Raw genomic sequence first — 18,272 nt, forward strand, 5'->3', positions numbered from 1 at the left:
CGGATTGGGAATGAAGGCGGCGCCCGACGCCGATGCCGGCGATCCGCGGCACGTTCAATACATCCGCCAGCGCGTGCTCGACGCGCTGCTGCGCGAAGACGTGCGCGGCTGCGTCAGCGGCGCCACGCTGGTGGCGTCCGAAGCCTTGCCGCCCGGCGCCGCCGCGCTGGAGGCGTTCAGCGCCGCGCCAACCGGCGCCGCCGCGCTGGAGGCGTTCAGCGCCGCGCCAACCGGCGTTGCCGCGCTGGAGTTGTCCGAGGCGCCGCCACCCGGCGCCGCCGCGCATGCCCGCGTGGCCCGGCGTTGGCTGCGCGTCGGCCATTTCGAGGGCGGCATGCTGTGGATACCTGTGCTGCCCGCGCGTTTCATGCAGGTTTGGCGCAGCGCCGGCCTGCCGCTGCTTTGGCGGGAGCACGGCGCTGAGCCGGTGGCGCTGAACGACCTGGCCGGCGTCCTGGCCTGCTACGCTCGCGGCCTGCCGCCGCAGGCCGCCGCCTTGTTCCGTGCCTTCGGCGAGGAGTGCGACGCCGCCGTCGGCCACCGGGTCCATAGCGAGTCCGAACGCGAGCGCTGGTTCGCGGAGCTGCGTGGGGCCAGCGCGCCGCGCAGTGTCGCGCTGGCGGCGGCCGGCGGCGCGCCGGCCGTCGACTGGCAAGCATCGCTGCTGTACCACGACCGCGTGGCGGCCTTCCACGACCATCCCCTATACCCGACCGCCCGCGCCAAGCTGGGCTTCGACGAGCATAGCCTCGCCGCATACGGCCCCGAATGCCAGCGCGAGTTCCAGCTGCGCTGGCTGGCGCTGCCGCGGGACATCCACCATCCCAGCGCCGACGCGCGTCATTGGCCCGCCTTGTGGCCATCCTTCGCCGACGTCGGCCTCGATCCAGCGTTGGCGGACAGCCACGCGCTGCTGCCGGTCCATCCCTTCATGTGGGGCGCCCAGCTGCAAGCCATGCTGGAGGACGCCAAGCTCGCGCAAGCCGCCATCCCCGCGCCGCGCCCCTGGCTGCGCGTCGCGCCCACGCTGTCGGTGCGCACAGTGGTGCTGCTGGATGCGCCCGAGTGGCACGTCAAGGTCCCGCTCACCATCCGCACGCTGGGCGCGCGCAACATCCGCACCATCAAGCCCAGCACCATACGGGACGGCCACGCGGTCCAGACCCTGCTGGGCGCCATCGCGGCCCACGAACCGGGTATCGGCGGCCGCCTGCTGCTCACCGATGAACGCTGCGGCGCGCATGCCGACCACCGCATGTTCCTGGGCTACATACTGCGCCGCTATCCGGACGCGGCGCTGCAAGGCTGCGACGTGGTTCCCATCGCCGCCCTGGCGGCCGACGCCCCACACGGCGGCATCGTCGCGCAAGACCTGGCGCGCCGCCACTACGGCGGCGACCTGCTGGCCTTCTTCGACGACTACCTCGACCTGACGCTGAACCTGCACTTGACGCTGTGGACGCGCTACGGTGTGGCGCTGGAGTCGAACCAGCAGAACTCCGTGCTGGTGCTGGGTGGCGGCGGGCCTTTGCGCCTGCTCCTCAAGGACAACGACGCGGCGCGCATCCATACCGGCCGCCTGCGCCAGCGCTGGCCGCTGCTGGCGGCGCACGTGGCGGAACTGCGGGACGATCGCATCGCTGTGAACGACGAACTCCCGCTGGCGCAGATGTTCACCACCATCACGCTGCAGCTGAACATCGCGGTGCTGGCCGAAAGCTACGCCGTGGCGCTGGACCGGCCGCCCGCCGCCCTGTACGCGCTGGTGCGGCGCCGCGTCGACGCGGTGCTGGCCAGGCTGGACGTCGAAGGGGAGGACACCGCGCTTGCCCGCCACGTGCTGCTGGACAGCGAGTGGCTGCACTTGAAATGCCTGCTGGTGGCGGCCACGCTGGCCGAAAAGAGCGAGACCGGCGCGGCGGACGTCAACAAGTTCTACGGCCGCAGCGCGCCGAACTTCCTGAGGCAGGCATGACCGGATCGCAAACCCGGCCCGGCCTGGCGGACTGCGGCGCCCCCCGCGCCGTGGTGGCCACCGTCATGGGCTGCCACTTCATCGCCGCTTTCGCCGCGCTGGGCATGCCGCCGTTCTTCGCGTTGATACTGAATCAGTCGCTGCAAGGCGGCGCGCCCTACCTGGCGGGCTGGCTGTACGTGCTGCCGACCTTCTTCACCGCCCTCAGCAGCCCGTGGTGGGGCAGGGTGGCGGACCGCTACGGCAAGAAGCCGCTGCTGCTGCGCGCGCAGCTTGGCCTGGCGGCCAGCTTCCTGCTGGCCAGCTACGCCAACGACGTGCCGACCTTTGTGGCCGCGCTGGTGCTGCAAGGGCTGCTGGGCGGCACCTTCTCCGCCTCCAACGCCTACCTGGCCACGGTGGTGAGCGGCCCCGCGCTGGCGCGCAGCCTCACGCTGATGCAATGGTCCGCCCGCGCCGCGCTGGTGGCCGCGCCGGCCGCGCTGGGCTGGCTGGTCGACGGCGCGACCTCGCCGCTGGAACTATACCGCTGGCTGGCGTTGCTGCCCCTGGTCGCCGCCCTGTGCATCTGGCGCCTGCCCGCTCCGGACCAGCCGCCGGCTTCGAAACAGGAAGCCGGCGCGCCCCCCGTGGCGCGTCGTTCGCGCGCAGGCGGGAACCCAAGTTCCGCGCCGCTGCCCGCGTCCGGCGACCCTGCAGCCACCCCGCGCCAGGTCTACGTCCTGCAATGGCTCTTCGTCTTCGCCACCGTGCTGACCTTCCCATACTTCGTGCCCTACCTGCGCGAGGGCGGCGCGCTGACCGCGGCGGCGGCGGGCCTGCTGTTCGGCCTCCCGCACCTGGTCTACCTGGTCTGCGCGGTGCCGCTCACGCGCTGGCTGGGCAAGGACAGCCTGCTGCCCACGCTGGCCCTGGCCTGCCTGCTGCTGGCCGCCTCGCTGTTCGGCCAGGCCTGGAGCGGCGCGGAGGCGTGGCCCTTGCTGGCCGCCTGGCGCCTGCTGATGGGGCTGGGCATGACCATGGCCTACCTCGCCCTGCACGGCCTGATCGCCGCCCAGGTCCACAGCGGCAACGCCGGCCGCACCTTCGGCTGGTTCGAAAGCAGTTCCAAATGGGGGGCGGTCGCCGCCGGACTGGCCGCCGGCGCGCTGGCGCAGGCCGCCGGGCTGCGCGCCCCCTTCGTCATCGGCGGCGCGGCCATGCTGGCCGCCGCCGGCCTCACCGCGTGGATAGCCTCCAGCCAGCTCCACCTGAACAACAGGAGTCAACATGCAAACAAGTAATCACCTGAACAGGCAAGCAAATACGCAAGCAAACCCGCAAGCCATCCCGCGCGCCGTCGCGGCGCTGCACGAAGCCCGCCGCCGCGCCAGCGAAACGCTGCTCAACTGCTATTGCCGCGAAGTGGCGGGGCCCGCCGGGCATCTGAGCGTGGGCCCGCTGTTCGGCCAGAACGACTGGCCGCAGTCCGTGCGCCTGGCCCTGCGCGCCAGCGGCGGCAGCGTCATGCACGTGCTGCTGCCGCGCACCCGCGCCCGGCTGCTGGCCGTGGTCGCGCTGCCATCCCCGACCGGCAATTACAGCTACCGCTCGCCGCTGTATTGCAAGGCCGAGGCGCAGCCATGGGCCTTGCTGGACAACGAGGAACTGGCCGGCGCGCTGCTGCGCGAACTGGCGCTGCAGACCGGCACCGACTACAACGACGAGTTGATGCGGCAGATGCGCGACAGCGTGACCGTCACGGCGGCCCTGCTGGAAAACGCCCGTCCCGCGCCGTTCTCCGCCTACCCCGCGCTGGCCTTCATCGAGAGCGAGCAGTCGCTGTTGTACGGCCATCCCTTCCATCCCGCGCCCAAGAGCCGGCAGGGCGTGTCGCACGAGGACATGTTGCGCTATTCGCCGGAGACGGGCGCGCGTTTCCCGCTGCATTACTTCGCCGTGCGGCGCGATTGCCTGCGCCAGCAATCCTTGCTGGACCAGCCTTGCGACGAGATCGTGGCGGCCCAGGCGCCGGCCGGCCTGGCCCCAAGTCAGGACTATGCGCTGATCCCCGTCCATCCGTGGCAGGCCGGGCACCTGCTGGAACTGCCGTCCGTCGCCGCCGCGCTGGAAGACGGCCGCCTGCGCGACCTGGGCCCGCGGGGCCGCGACTACATCCCCACCTCGTCCATCCGCACGCTGTACGAACCCGGCAACCCCTATTTCTACAAGTGCTCGCTGAACATCCGCATCACCAATTGCGTGCGCAAGAACGCGCACTATGAACTGGAGGGCGCGCTGCAGGTCAGCGCCATCATGCGCGAACTGATGCCGGAACTGCGGCAACGCTTCCCCGGCCTGGAAGTGCTGGAGGAGCCGGCCTTCATGACGGTGGACCTGGGCACGGGCAAGGATGTGAGCGAAGGCTTCGGCATGATATTGCGCCGCAATTGGGACGGCTTGGCGCGCCCCGGCACCACGCCGCTGCTGGCCGGCGCGCTGTTCGGCAACCACCTGCCCGGCGCCGAGCGGCTGCGCGAATCCCTGGACCGCATGCGCGGCCACACCGGCATGCTCCACGCGGCCACCGCCGAACAGTGGTTCTCGCAGTACGTGGAACTGCTGATGTACCCGGTGCTGGATTGCTACTTCGCCCATGGCCTGGTGTTCGAGCCGCACCTGCAGAATGTGCTGGTGAGCGTGGACGAGGGCGGCCCGCGCCAGGTCTTCCTGCGCGACTTCGAGGGCGTGAAGCTCACCCGCGAGCATTACAGCGAACAGCGCCTGCGAGGCGTGAGCGAGGCCGCGCGCCAGGCGCTTTGGTACAGCGCGGAACTGGGCTGGAAGCGCATCGCCTACTGCCTGTTCGTCAACAACTTCTGCGAAGCCGTGGGCCAGTTGGCGGGCGACGACGCGGCGCTGCAGGCGCGCCTGTGGGCCATCGTGGGGCGCCACCTGCAACGCTACCAGCGGCTGCACGGCGGCGAGGCGTCCGCCGTCCGCGTCGGCGAGCTGCTCGATGGCGCCCCGCTGCCGGGCAAGACCAACCTGCTGAACCGCTTCTTCAAGCGCGCCGACCGCGCCACCACCTACGTCCCGGTCGGCAATCCCATCGGCGCGGAGGGCGCATGGAATTGAGGCTGAATCCCGTGTTCGACAGCATCCGCGCCGCGCGCGCGGGCGAACCGCTGTGCGCCTACGTGTACGACTTGCCCGCGCTGCGCCGGCACGCGGCGCGCACCGTGTCCGCGCTGCCGGCGGGCGCCGAGCTGTTTTACGCCATCAAGGCCAATTCGGACTTGCCCATCCTCCAAACGCTGGCGCCGCTGGTGGCCGGCTTCGAAGTGTCGTCCGGCGGCGAGCTGGCGTGGGTGCGGGGGCATTTCCCCGATGTGCCGGTGATCTTCAGCGGCCCCGGCAAGCTGGATGCGGAATTGCGGGCGGCGCTGGAGCTGGGTGTCGAATCCCTGCACCTGGAAAGCGCGCACGAGATCGACCGCCTCGCCGCGCTGGCGGAGCGCCTGGGCAAGACGCAGCAGGTGCTGTTGCGCGTGAATCTGGCGCTGGACGGCCTGGCCGAAACGCGGCTGATGATGGGCGGGAAGCCGACGCCGTTCGGCATCCCGTCGGCCGACCTGCCGGCCTGCTTGGCGCGGCTGCGCGACTATCCGCGGCTCAAGCTGGGCGGCTTCCACTTCCACCTGATGTCGCACCAGCTGGACGCGGAAGCGCACCTGCGACTGATGGCCAGCTACCTGCGCCAGGTGGCGCAATGGTGCGCGCAACACCGGCTTGAGATCGGCCATGTCAATGTGGGCGGCGGCATCGGCGTCAACTACCGCGAGCCGGCGGCGCAGTTCGACTGGGCCGGCTTTTGCGCGGGGCTGTGCCGCCTGCTGGACGCCGAAGGCCTGCCCGGTGTGCGCCTGCGCTTCGAGATGGGTCGCTACATGACGGCCGCCTGCGGCTACTACGCGATGGAGGTCATCGACGTCAAAACCAGCTACGGCAAGACCTTCGTGGTGGGGCGCGGCGGTTCCCACCACTTCCGCACGCCGTACGCGCAAGGGCACAGCCATCCCTTCCACGTGCTGCCGGTGGACGCCTGGCCGCACGCCTGGCCGCGCCCGGAGGCGCGGCGCACGGAGGTCAGCGTGGTGGGCCAGCTTTGCACGCCGAAGGACCTGCTGGCCTACGACGCGCCCGTGGAGCGCGTGCGGGCCGGCGACGTGCTGGTGTTCCCCCTGGCGGGGGCGTATGCCTGGCACATCTCGCACCACGACTTCCTGCGCCACCCGCATCCGCCGCAATGGTATCTGCCGCTGGAGGATGGCCATGCTGCGGACTAACCGCCTGAGGCAGGCGCTGGCCGACGGCGTGCCCGTGTACGGCCTGCTCAATTCCATGCCCTCCGCGCTGATGGTGGAGATGATCGGCTACGCGGGCTACGACTTCGTGCTGCTGGACATGGAGCACGTGTGCCTGAATCCTGAAACGCTGGAGCACATGGTGCGGGCGGCGGAGGGCGCGGGATTGACGGCGCTGGTGCGCGTGCCCGGGCCGGACGTCGGCGCCATTCTGCGCGCGCTCGATTGCGGCGCCATGGGCGTGGTGGTGCCGCACGTGCGCTCCCGCGCCGACGCCGAACTGGCGGTGTCGGCCAGCCGCTACCACCCGCTGGGTGCGCGCGGCATCAGCGGCGGGCGCACCACCGGCTTCGGCACGATGCCGTTGGCCGCCTACCTGGAGCAGGCCAACCGCGAGGTCATGGTGGTGGCGATGGTGGAGGATGGCGAAGGCGTCGACAACATCGACGAAATATTGTCGGTGCCGGGACTGGACATGGTGCTGGAGGGCGCGGTGGACCTGTCGCAGTCCTACGGCGTGCCGGGTCAGCCGCTGCACGCCCTGGTGCAGCGCGCGCTCGGCCGCGTGGCGGAGGCCTGCCGGGAGCACCGGGTGCCGTTCTGCGCCATACCGCGCGCGCCCGGCCAGCACGCCGCGTGGCGCGAACAGGGTGTGCGGGCCTTCCTGCTGGGAGACGACCGGGGCGTGGCGTTCCGCGCGCTCAAGGCGAACCGGGAGGACGCTATCCGGTCCTGACCGCCAGCAGGTAGAAGCCGAGCGACAGCAGGGCCGCCGCCAGCAGCACGAGCAGCAGCGTGGCGGGGGCGTTCGCCTGCACCAGCGCCGCCACCGCCAGCGGGCCGGCCGCGCGCGCGACCAGCGACGGGCCGGCCAGCGCGCCGGAGATGGCGCCGTAGTTGCGGCGTCCGAACAGCAGTTGCGGGATGGTGCCGCGCACGATGGTGAGGATGCCGTTGCTCAGGCCGTACAGCACGCAGAACAGCGCCGCCGCCCAGGCGTGGGCGCCGAACAGCAGCAGCGCGAGCAGGGCGGCGGGCAGGGCGCCGAAGGTGATCTTGCCGATGGTTTGCGGCGCCGCGCCGCGGCCCAGCGTCATCTCGCCCACGCGTCCGGCCACCTGCATCGGCCCGATCAGGGCGGCCAGCCACACGGCCAGCGCCGCCGCGTGCCCGTACTGCCGCAACAGGGGGATCAGATGCACCGACATGGCGGAGAAAATGAAGCTGTTGGCGGAGAAGGCGAAAGCCAGCTTCCAGAACGCCGGATGGCGGACCGCCTCCCGCAGGGTGTGTTCGCGCGGCGCTGCCTCGCCTCCCGCCGGCGCGGCCGCCGCTTTGTCGCCGCCATCGGCCGGGGCCGCGCGGAATTCGGGGCCGCCGCCCGCGCTCCCGGGCAGCATCAGGTGCAGCGGCACGCACACCAGCAGGTGAGCGACGCCGTACAGCAGCCACGTCTCGCGCCAGCCGACCATGCCGTTCAGGTACTGCGTCAGCGGCCACGACACCGTGCTGGCGAAGCCGCCGAACAGGGTCAGCGTCGATATGGCCTGGCGGCCGCCAAGGCGGAACTCGCGGTTGATGGTGGCGAACGCCGCCTCGTACATGGTCATCGCCATGGCCAGGCCGAGCAGCGTCCACACGGCGTAATAGGCGGGCACGGTGTGCACGCGGCTCAAGGCCAGCAGCCCCGCGCCGCACAGCAGCGACCCGGCGCCCATGACCCAACGGCCGCCGTGGCGGTCCAGCAGCGCGCCGATCGGCGCCGCGGCCACGCCGGACACCAGCAGGCTCCATGAAAACGCGCCCACCGCCACCTCGGCGCGCCAGCCCATCTCCTTCGCCATTTCCGGCGCCAGGATCGCGATCGCGTAGTACAGCGCGCCCCAGGACATGATCTGCGTGCAGGCGAGGATGGCGATGGTCTTCCTGGGGCGGCGCATGGGCTGGCGTGGGCAAGGCGAAAGCGCCAGTGTAACGCGTTGCCGGGGATGTGGTTATTTTGCCGGCCCACTCCGCGCCGGCCCATTTCACGCTAGGATGGGTGCGCGCGCTTGTTTCCGAAGTGAAAGGCACAGTATGCTGAAGAAGATACCAGTTGAGCAACTTCGAATTGGCATGTATATCGAAAAGGTGTGCGGCTCGTGGATAGAGTCGCCGTTCTGGCATAAGCACATCCTACTGGAGACGATCGAGCAATTGGACGTGGTGCGCACCAGCGCGATCCGCGAGGTCTGGATCGACACCGCCAAGTGCAAGCTCGTCGCCGTGCCGGTGCCCGCGCCCGCGCCAGCCGCCGGCCTGGAGGAAAGCGGGGACGCCTGCGGCGACGGCGACCAAGGGGAGCCGGAGCCGGCCGCGGCACAGCCGGCGGCGCGGCCGCCCCGGCGCAAGCTGCGCGACATCGGCCATGTGAGCATGGTCAGGGAGGTCGAGCACGCCGCCAAATTGATCAAGAAGTCGCGCGAGGCGGTGCAGGCCATGTTCCACGAGGCCCGCATGGGCAACGCCGTGAAGGTGGAGGCCGCGCTCCCGCTGGTGGAAGAGATCACCGAATCGGTGATGCGCAACGCCGGCGCCATGATCGGCCTGGCCCGCCTGAAGACCGCCGACGACTACACCTATATGCATTCGGTGGCCGTGTGCGCGCTGATGATCGCGCTGGGGCGGCAGCTGGAGCTGCAGGACGACGAGATACGCGAGGCCGGCCTGGCCGGGCTGCTGCACGACATCGGCAAGATGGCGGTGCCGGCCGCGATCCTGAAAAAGCCGGGCAAGCTGACGGATGAGGAATTCAACGCCGTCAAGCTCCATCCCGCGGCCGGCCACAAGATGCTGGAAGGCTCGCCCGGCGTGGTGGCGATGGCGCTGGACGTGTGCCTGCACCACCACGAGAAGATCGACGGCAGCGGTTATCCCGAGGGCCTGAAGGACGACCAGATCAGCCTGCACGCGCGCATGGGGGCCATCTGCGACGTGTACGACGCGATCACCTCCAACCGGCCCTACAAGCGGGGCTGGTGTCCGGCCGAATCGCTGCGCCGCATGGCCGAGTGGAGCAAGGGCCATTTCGACGAGCGCATCTTCGCCGCCTTCGTCAAGTGCATCGGCATCTACCCGGTCGGCACGCTGGTGCGGCTCAAGTCCGAGCGGCTGGGCGTGGTGGTGGAGCAGCCGGTGGGGCAGTCGCTGATACGGCCCAAGGTGCGCATCTTCTACTCGGCCAAGTCGCGCGGCTACCTGCGGCCGGAGTTGATCGACCTGGCCTCGCCGGCCGCCGCCAACGACAGCATCGTCGGGCGCGAAGACGCCTCCACCTGGGGCTTGCAGGATATAGACCGCTACTGGGACGGCGAGATCGCCTTCGCCTGATTCACCGCCGCGCTTAAACCGGGGACAGACCGTCCGCGCCACAAGCCGTCGCAGGGACATGGGACTCGGACCGCGGGTCTGTCCCCTTGGCTACCGGCGCCGACGTTTTTATGGATCGATGATCCCGCGCCGCAGCGCGATGGTGACGGCGTGCGTGCGGTCGTTGGCGCCCAGCTTGGCCAACACGCCGCTCATGTGCGCCTTCACCGTCTCCTCGGCGATGCCCAGCTCCTTCGCCACGCGCTTGTTGGTATTGCCCTCGGCGACCAGGCGCAGCACGTCGGTCTCGCGCGCGGTCAGCGCGTCGGCGGCGAAATAGGCCGACATCTCCGCCGCGATCTCGGGCGGGATGTGGTCCTGGCCCAGGTGTACCTTGCGGATGGTGTCCGGCAGCTCCGTGCGCAGCGTGCTTTTCAGCAGATAGCCCGCCGCGCCGGCCTTCAGGGCGCGCAGCACCTGCGTGTCGCCCTTGTAGGTGGTCAGCACGACGATGCGCGCCGCGGGATCGCTGGCGCGGATCGCGGCGATCGCTTCGAGTCCGCCCATCACGGGCATCTGCAAATCCATCAGCGTCACGTCCGGCCGGTGCTCGGCGTGCAGCGCCACGGCCTCCACGCCGTTGCCCGCCTCGCCGACGAGCGCCATGTCGGCGCAATGCGCGAGCATGGCCGACAGGCCGTCGCGCAGCAGGGGATGGTCGTCCGCGATCAGCACGCGGATGGGGGGAGATGTGCTCACAAGCGTTGAAATCGTCAAATCCTCTTTCTCGGGAGTTAATATTTTAACCGCTCTCCCCCGATCGGGGGTAGGGCCTCCAGGGAGCGCGCGCTAGGCTGGCGCCATGGATACATGGCTGCAAGAAGACAACGACACGATCGTATTTGGCCGCTACCGGCTGCTGCCCCGGCGGGGCGAATTGCGCACCGCCTGCGGGCGCGCCATCCCGCTCGGGCCGCGCGCGACGGCGGTGCTGCTGGCGCTGATCGGCGCGCGGGGCGGCATCGTCAGCCAGGAGGCGCTGCTGAAAAGCGCCTGGCCCGGGCAGGACATCCACGCCAGCAACCTGCGGGTGCAGATCGCCGCGCTGCGCCGGGCGCTGGGGGAGGGCCGTGAACTGATCGGCACCGTGGCGGGCAGGGGCTACCTGTTCGCGGGCGTGGCGTCGTCGAGATCATCGCCATCGCCATCGTCAGGGGCCACAGGGGCGGTGGGTGCGGCTGGGGGGAGGGCGGCCCCGGTTGACCGCGTTCGCCGCGCGCCGCTGCGGATGCCCGAACTCATCGGCCGCCAGCGCCATTTGCAGGAAGCGCTGGCGCGGCTGGACGGCGTCCGCATGCTGACCCTGGCCGGCATCGGCGGCATCGGCAAGACCGTGCTGGCGCAGGCCATGGTGCGGCGCCGGGCGGCCGAGAGCACCAACCCGGTCTGCTGGGTCGAACTGGCCGATGTGCGAACGGAGGAGGGCGTGGCCGCCGCCGTCGCCCGCGCGCTGGGCTGGCCCGCGGCGCCTTATCACACGGCCGCCACGCTGGCCGCCGAAATCGGCCGCCAGCCATTGCTGCTGGCGCTGGACAACTGCGAGCATGTGGCCGACAGCGCGGCGCGCCTGGCCGAGACGCTGCTGCAGCGCTGCCCCAGGCTGCGACTGCTCGCCACCAGCCGCCAGCCGCTGCTGGCCGCCGGCGAAACCGTGTGGCGCGTTCCGCCGCTGGCGGCACCGCCGTACGGCGAGGGCGGCCCCGCCCACGCGCTGCAATCCAGCGCCGTCCAGCTGTTCCTGGCCCGCGTGCGCGCCGCCGACAGCCAGTTCGACCCGACGCCGCGCGCCTTGCGCCTGATCGCCCGCGTCTGCCACCGCCTCGACGGCCTGCCGCTGGCGATCGAGCTGGCGGCCGCCTGCGTGCCCGCGCTGGGCCTGGAACAGACAGCCAACGGACTCGACGACGTGTTGCGGCTTTTACGCAACGGTCGCCGCAACGCGCCCCCTCGCCACCAGACGATGCGCGCCGCGCTGGACTGGAGTTACGCCTTGTTGGGCGAAAACACCCGCCTGGCGTTGTGCCACCTGGCAATGTTGCCAGATGGTTTCACGATCGAAGCGGCCGTCGCGGCGCTCAAGCCGCAAGGACTCAGCGATTACGAGGCCATCGACAGCCTCGCCGGCCTGGTCGCCCATTCGCTGCTCGGCGCCGACCACAGCGCGGTGCCGTCGCGCTATCGCATGCTCGCCACGACGCGCGCCTATGCCGTCCATAGCCACAGGTATGATGACTGATGAGTAACTGAAAAGTACAAACGGCCGTGTTATCCTGGCGCGTCCGCCATGGTGCGGCCCTCCCCAAGCTGGTGCGTGAGATACCAAAAAAGGTATCAAAAGTGCTCAAAAATTGATTGGATCGAATTCACCCCACCTCATAAGATGGTTTCCGAACTGGCGGTTTCGACATCTTCCCCGGTCTATAACTAGAAATATGAGGAGCGTATATGCAATGGACTAACGGCCCCGCTGCGGGCCAAAATCAAACTTTTATCCTGAAAGCCGCTGTGGCCTCGCTGGTCGCTGCAGGCGTGATGAGCAGCGCCTCCGTGTGGGCGCAGGACAGCGGCGCCGTGGTGACGGTGACCGGCGTGCGCAAGGCCGCGCAGAGCGCGCAGACCATCAAGCGCAATTCCGACGAGGTTTTGGATTCCATCGTCGCCGAAGAGGCGGGTAAATTCCCCGACAAAAACGTGGCCGAGGTGCTGGGCCGCGTCACCGGCGTGCAGATCCGCCGCGAATCCGGCGAAGCCAGCTCGGTCATCATCCGCGGCCTGCCCGGCCTGATGACCTTGCTGAACGGCCGCGAAGTCTACACCTCGAACGGCCGCAGCCTGTTCCTGGCCGATATTCCCACCACCATGCTGCAGCGCGTGGACGTGTACAAAACCCAGGGCGCCGACATGGTCGAGGGCGGCACCGCCGGCGTGATCGACGTGCGCACCTCGCGTCCGTTCGACTTCAAGGGCCTGCACGCCACCGTCACCGGCCGCGTCGAGAACCGCGACAAGTCCAAGACCAACGATCCCCAGGCCTCGGGCATGGTCTCGAACCGCTGGAAGACCGACTTCGGCGACATCGGCGCGCTGATCGGCCTGTCCTACCAGAAGGGCCACTACCAGGACGAGATCACCTGGAGCGCGCCACCGGCCCGCCTGGTGCCGGGCGATCCCGCCGCCACCGGTCCGATCGACCTGGGCCACGTGAACGCCCTGGGCGAGCGGGTCCGCTATTCGGCCAACTGGGCCCTGCAATGGCGTCCGTCGCGCGAAGTCGAGCTGTACGCCGAAGGCTGGTCGACCCGCATCGACCACGACATGGAGCGCCAGTTCTACCTGGGCGGCGTGGGCTGGAACGCGGACTCGAAATACACCCTCTTCCCCGGCACCAAGCAGGTCGCCACGGTGACCTCCACCAACCCGGCCGGCCTGTTCTCGCTGAGCTCGAACCAAGTGCCGCAGGACGATTCGGTGGGCCACCAGGGCGCCATCGGCGCGCGCTGGGACGTGACCCCCGACCTGCGCGTGACCTCCGAATTCTCCCGCACCAACAGCCGCTGGAAGCAGGAGTTGCCGATTCTTGAAATGCTCGCCAGCCCGAAGACGATCCAGGGCAGCACCTATGTGAACGGCGGCGCCTACTTCGACTACCCGGGTTACGACATGACCAACCCGGCCAACTACAAGCTGGGCGCCTTCCTCGATCTGTGGCAATCCTCGCGCGGCCAGTCGAACGACTGGCGCGCCGACGCCACCTACAACAACGGCGACGACAGCTTCTTCCGCGAATTCAGCGGCGGCGTCCGCCTGGCCCAGCGCAAGGCGTCGTACATGCACGAGAGCGCGGGCTTCCTGCCCCCGCCGGCCGGCCTGCCGTCCGTGACCTCGCTGCCGGGCATGCTCTGCCCGTCGATGCGACTGGCCAACGACTATGGCATGAACCAATGGCTGGTCGCCTGCGGCGGCTACCAGCACGCCAACATCGAGCAGATCCGCAAGATGTACGGCCGCACCGGCCGGGTCGCAGCCGATCCGTACTCGCTGTATAAGAACGGCGAGGACACCACCGCCTTCTACGGCAAGACCCGCTTCGGCTTCGACGCCTTCGGCATCCCGGTCGACGGCTCGGCCGGTGTGCGCGTGGTCAAGACCGAGCTGGACGTGAACGGTTTCAGCAACATCAACGGCAATCCGGTGGCGGTCAACCGCAAGGTGTCCTCGACCGACGTGCTGCCGACGATGACCCTGAAGGCCACGCTGCGCCAGGACCTGATCGCCCGCCTGAACGCCGGCAAGGCGGTGCAGCGTCCGAACTTCGGCGACTTCAACCCGGGCGTGTCGCTGGGCCAGACCGCCAACTCGGCAGGCGTCTACGACGGCAACGGCGGCAATCCGGACCTGAAACCGGTCACCGGCAAGAACCTGGACGTGGCGCTGGAATGGTACTTCGCCCCGACCGGCAGCGTGACCGGCACCGTCTTCAACCACAAGTTCGAGGACTACGTGATCCGCCGCCTGACGCTGGAGCAGATCGACGGCAAGACCTACCGCATGGACCGTCCGCGCAACATCAACGACGGCGAGCTGAAAGGCATCGAGCTGGGCTACCGCCAGTTCTACGACTTCCTGCCCGGCTGGCTGGGCGGCTTCGGCCTGGAGGCGAACTACACCTACATGAAGGGCTACCTGATGGAGGACGGCAAGCGCAATCCATTCCAGGGCATGTCGAAGAACGCGTACAACATCGTCGGCCTGTATGAGCGCGGTCCGATCTCGGCGCGCGTGGCCTACAACTGGCGCAGCCAGTTCGTCGACACGTACAATTACCGCGCCCTGGGCCTGGACCTGATCGTCGAACCGATCAAGACCGCCGACGCGTCGATCTCGTACAAGATCAACGACAATTTCGGCGTGACGCTGGACGTGGAAAACCTGCTGGATCGCACTTACAACGATTACCATGGCATTCCGACCAACCCGCGCGACGTGCGCCGCTACGACCGCACCGTCGGCCTGTCGCTGCGCTGGAAGCTGTAAGCGCCCGAGTGTCGTACAACGTTGAGTAATGCGAGAGGGCGTTGCTGGCCGTGGCCGGCAGCGCCTTCTTGCCCTTAAGGATACAGAATGCATACCCAGAAGCTAAGCACGCTGGAGAAAATCGGCTTCGGCGCCGGCGACATGGCGCTGAACGTGGTGATCTCGTCGATGATGCTGATCATCACCTTCTTCTACACCGACATCTACGGCCTGCACACGGCCGACCTGGCGATGCTGTTCCTCGTGGTCAAGCTGGCCGGCGCGGCGGCCGACCTGGTGATGGGCCAGATCACCGACCGCTACACCAGCAAGTGGGGCCGCTACCGCCCGTACTTCCTGCTGCTGGCCGTCCCCTACGGCATCAGCGTGTTCTTCGTGTTCACCACCCCCGCGTGGGGCTATGACGCCAAACTGGTGTGGGCCTATTCGACCTACATCCTGATGACCCTGATGACCGCCGGCGTCGGCATCCCCTACATTTCCCTGCCCAGCAGCCTGACCAGCGATCCGCAGGAGCGCCTGTCGGCCAACGGCTACCGCCTGTTCTTCGCCAAGATCGCCGGCTTCCTGGTCACCATCGTGGTGCCGGTGCTGGCCGAGCGCTGGGGCGGCGGCAGCGCCGCCACCGGCTACCAGATGGCCATGGCCGTGATGGCCGCGATGGGCGTGCTGCTGTTCCTGTTCTGCTTCGCCACCACCACCGAGCGCGTCACGCACGTGGTGGAGAAACAGTCGCTGTGGGCCCAGCTCAAGCTGCTGCTGCGCAACGACCAGTGGCTGATCCTGTGCGGCGTGTGCGTCACCGGCACCATCGGCTACGTGCTGCGCGGCTCGGTGGCCATCTACTACGCCAAGTACTACCTGGGCGGCGACACCGCCACCGTGTCCGCCTTCATGTCGATCGGCGTGGCGGCGGCCATCGTCTCCATGATCGCCTCCACCTGGATCACCAAGTTCTACTGCAAGGTCAAGCTGTTCCGCTACACGCAGATCGGCGTGGCCGTCATCAGCCTGCTGATCTACGTGCTGGTGAAGCCGGGCGACATCATGCTGGCCTTCGCGCTGTACTTCCTGCTGTCCTTCGTGGTGGACCTGCACGCGCCGGTGTTCTGGTCGGCCATCGCCGAGACCATCGACTACGGCCAGGTCAAGACCGGCAAGCGCGTGTCCGGCTTCGCCTTCGGCGGCATCTCCGTGTGCCAGAAGGCGGGCATGGGCGTGGCCGGCGTGCTGGTGGGCACCTTGCTGACCTACTTCAACTACCAGCCGAACCAGGAACAGACCCAGTTCGCGCTGACCGGTATCGCGATGATGCTGTCCATCATCCCCGGCTTCTTCCACTTGCTGATGGGCCTGTTGATGTTCAAGTACCGCATCAGCGACGAGTACTACACCGAAGTGAAGGCCGAGATGAAATCGCACGGCTACGTGGCTGGCTAATCTTTACACTATGGAGAACAATGTGACGGAAATCGTCAAGCCCCTGATCGAGCAGCGCGCCGATCCCTATATCTACAAGCATAGCGACGGCTATTACTACTTCACCGCCTCGGTGCCGCAATACGACCGCATCGAGCTGCGCCGCGCGTCCACCATCGCCGGCCTGGCCGCCGCGGACAAGGTCGACGTCTGGCACAAGCCGGAGACCGGCCCGTACAGCGAACTGGTGTGGGCGCCCGAGCTGCATTACAACCAGGGCGCCTGGTACGTCTACTTCGCCGCCGCGCCCAGCCGCGAGATCAAACACAAGCTGTTCCAGCACCGCATGTACGCGATCCGCAACACCGGCGCCAATCCGCTGGAGGGCGAGTGGGAGTTCATGGGCCAGGTGGACACCGGCATCGACACCTTCTGCCTGGACGCCACCACCTTCAGCCACAACGGCCAGCTGTACTACCTGTGGGCGCAGAAGGACAACGAAATCGAGGGCAATTCCAACCTCTACATCGCGCCGATGAAGACGCCGTGGCAGCTGGGCGGCGCGCCCGTGATGCTGAGCAAGCCCGAGTTCGACTGGGAGATCCGCGGCTTCTGGGTCAACGAGGGCCCGTCCGTGCTCAAGCGCAACGGCAAGATCTTCATCAGCTACTCGGCCAGCGCCACCGACGAGAACTACGCCATGGGCCTGCTGTGGGCCGACGAGAACGCCGACCCGCTGGACCCGGCGTCGTGGACCAAGTCCCGCGAGCCGGTGCTGCAGACCTGTTTCGAGCACAAGATTTACGGTCCCGGCCATAACAGCTTCACCTATGGCGAGGGCGACGACGTGTTGCTGGTGTATCATGCGCGCACTTACACCGAGATCATCGGAGACCCCTTGTGGAACCCCGACCGTCATACCTTCGTCAAGCCGCTGCGCTGGGACGGGAACGGCATGCCGGTCTTTGGAAAGCCTTCAATAGCATGACGAAACACAGCATCACGGAGGCGCCGTTCGGCGCCACGCCGGACGGCGTCGCGGTCAGCCTGTACACGCTGACCAACGCCGCCGGCATGACGGTCAAGATCACCAACTACGGCGGCATCGTCACCGAGCTGCACGTGCCGGACCGCGACGGCCGCCTGGCCGACGTCACGCACGGCTTCGACAGCGTGGAGCCCTACTGCGGCGACGTGCCGTACTTCGGCGCGCTGATCGGCCGCTACGGCAACCGCATCGCCGGCGGCCGCTTCGAGCTGGACGGCGAGACCGTGCAGCTGGACGTCAACAACGGCGCCAACCACCTGCACGGCGGCGCGCTGGGCTTCCACAAGCGGGTGTGGAGCGCCAGGCCCTCGGTGGGCGCGGACGCGGCCTGCCTCACGCTGGCCTACCTGAGCAAGGATGGGGAGCAGGGCTATCCGGGCAATCTGCAGGTCGAGGTCGTGTATGAGCTGAACAACGCGAACGAGCTGCGGGTGCGTTACCGCGCCACCACCGACAAGCCCACCCTCTGCAACCTGACGCAGCACGCCTATTTCAACCTGGCGGGCGAGGGCGACATCCTGGGGCACGAGCTGAAGATCTACGCCGACCGCTACACGCCGATCGACGCGGCCTCGATTCCGCTGGGCGAGCTGTCCGAGGTGGCCGGCACGCCGTTCGACTTCCGCAACAAGCGCAAGATCGGCGAGCGCATCGACGCGGACGACCAGCAACTGAGGAACGGACTGGGCTACGACCACAACTGGGTGCTGAACAAGCCGGCGCCCGGCCTGCTGGCGCTGGCCGCCAAGCTGCGCGACCCGGCTTCCGGCCGCGTGATGGAGCTCTATACGCGGGAGCCCGGCTTGCAGTTCTACAGCGGCAATTTCCTCGACGGCACGCTGAAGGGCAAGGGGCGCGGCTACGGGCACCGCAGCGGCCTGTGCCTGGAACCGCAGCACTATCCGGACTCTCCCAACAACCCGTCCTGGCCCAGCACCGTGCTGCGGCCGGGCGAAACGTACAGCACCGAATCGCTGTACCGTTTCTCCGCCGATTGAGGAGACGACCGGGCCCGGGCCTGGAACTTTGCATCGCCAAAATC

The 18,272-nt window shown here is 68.5% G+C and carries 13 protein-coding genes; 11 read left to right on the top strand and 2 right to left on the bottom strand.

Annotated features, from left to right (window positions below; all coding sequences use genetic code 11):
* Positions 1 to 10 precede the first annotated feature (10 nt).
* The 5 genes from BM436_RS13695 to BM436_RS13715 are packed head-to-tail and all read left to right on the top strand — an operon-like array spanning position 11 to position 7,057.
* A complete protein-coding gene (locus BM436_RS13695) occupies positions 11 to 1,975 on the top strand; it encodes an IucA/IucC family protein (protein ID WP_093556089.1) in 1,965 nt (654 codons plus the stop codon).
* The gene (locus BM436_RS13700; RefSeq protein ID WP_093556090.1) at positions 1,972 to 3,258 is read left to right on the top strand and encodes an MFS transporter; all 1,287 of its coding nucleotides are present in this window, start codon (positions 1,972 to 1,974) and stop codon (positions 3,256 to 3,258) included. Before BM436_RS13695 ends, BM436_RS13700 begins: the two co-directional genes overlap by 4 nt.
* Positions 3,245 to 5,092, top strand: coding sequence for an IucA/IucC family protein (locus tag BM436_RS13705; protein WP_093556091.1), 1,848 nt, complete (start codon positions 3,245 to 3,247; stop codon positions 5,090 to 5,092). Before BM436_RS13700 ends, BM436_RS13705 begins: the two co-directional genes overlap by 14 nt.
* Complete coding sequence (locus BM436_RS13710; protein ID WP_093556092.1) at positions 5,083 to 6,303, top strand: type III PLP-dependent enzyme; 1,221 nt, start codon at positions 5,083 to 5,085, stop codon at positions 6,301 to 6,303. The genes BM436_RS13705 and BM436_RS13710 overlap by 10 nt, the downstream gene beginning before the upstream one ends.
* Positions 6,290 to 7,057, top strand: a complete 768-nt coding sequence (locus tag BM436_RS13715) for an HpcH/HpaI aldolase family protein (protein WP_093556193.1) — start codon at positions 6,290 to 6,292, stop codon at positions 7,055 to 7,057. The genes BM436_RS13710 and BM436_RS13715 overlap by 14 nt, the downstream gene beginning before the upstream one ends.
* Here BM436_RS13715 and BM436_RS13720 read toward each other — a convergent pair.
* The gene (locus BM436_RS13720; protein ID WP_093556093.1) at positions 7,044 to 8,261 is read right to left on the bottom strand and encodes an MFS transporter; all 1,218 of its coding nucleotides are present in this window, start codon (positions 8,259 to 8,261) and stop codon (positions 7,044 to 7,046) included. The two genes, BM436_RS13715 and BM436_RS13720, sit on opposite strands and share 14 nt — an antisense overlap.
* A 136-nt stretch (positions 8,262 to 8,397) precedes the next feature.
* Here BM436_RS13720 and BM436_RS13725 point away from each other — a divergent pair, with 136 nt between their 5' ends.
* Positions 8,398 to 9,690, top strand: coding sequence for a cyclic di-GMP phosphodiesterase (locus tag BM436_RS13725; protein WP_093556094.1), 1,293 nt, complete (start codon positions 8,398 to 8,400; stop codon positions 9,688 to 9,690).
* A gap of 108 nt (positions 9,691 to 9,798) precedes the next feature.
* On the opposite strand, the gene BM436_RS13730 is transcribed toward BM436_RS13725, so the two are convergent.
* A complete protein-coding gene (locus BM436_RS13730) occupies positions 9,799 to 10,428 on the bottom strand; it encodes a response regulator (protein ID WP_093556095.1) in 630 nt (209 codons plus the stop codon).
* Positions 10,429 to 10,531: 103 nt separating this feature from the next.
* Between BM436_RS13730 and BM436_RS13735 the strand changes: the two genes are divergently transcribed.
* The 5 genes from BM436_RS13735 (at position 10,532) to BM436_RS13755 (ending at position 18,228) form a co-directional block, all read left to right on the top strand.
* Positions 10,532 to 11,965 (top strand): ATP-binding protein, encoded by a 1,434-nt coding sequence (locus tag BM436_RS13735; RefSeq protein WP_093556096.1) that lies wholly within the window; start codon positions 10,532 to 10,534, stop codon positions 11,963 to 11,965.
* A gap of 296 nt (positions 11,966 to 12,261) precedes the next feature.
* The gene (locus tag BM436_RS13740; RefSeq protein WP_229490259.1) at positions 12,262 to 14,763 is read left to right on the top strand and encodes a TonB-dependent receptor; all 2,502 of its coding nucleotides are present in this window, start codon (positions 12,262 to 12,264) and stop codon (positions 14,761 to 14,763) included.
* Between the two features lie 87 nt (positions 14,764 to 14,850).
* On the top strand, positions 14,851 to 16,203 hold the full coding sequence (locus tag BM436_RS13745; RefSeq protein WP_093556098.1) for an MFS transporter: 1,353 nt from the start codon (positions 14,851 to 14,853) through the stop codon (positions 16,201 to 16,203).
* Positions 16,204 to 16,213: 10 nt separating this feature from the next.
* A complete protein-coding gene (locus BM436_RS13750) occupies positions 16,214 to 17,170 on the top strand; it encodes a glycoside hydrolase family 43 protein (protein WP_093556099.1) in 957 nt (318 codons plus the stop codon).
* Positions 17,167 to 18,228, top strand: a complete 1,062-nt coding sequence (locus BM436_RS13755) for an aldose epimerase family protein (protein ID WP_093556100.1) — start codon at positions 17,167 to 17,169, stop codon at positions 18,226 to 18,228. The genes BM436_RS13750 and BM436_RS13755 overlap by 4 nt, the downstream gene beginning before the upstream one ends.
* Positions 18,229 to 18,272 lie beyond the last annotated feature (44 nt).

This window comes from Pseudoduganella namucuonensis, from assembly GCF_900116645.1.
Lineage (GTDB): Bacteria > Pseudomonadota > Gammaproteobacteria > Burkholderiales > Burkholderiaceae_D > Rugamonas > Rugamonas namucuonensis.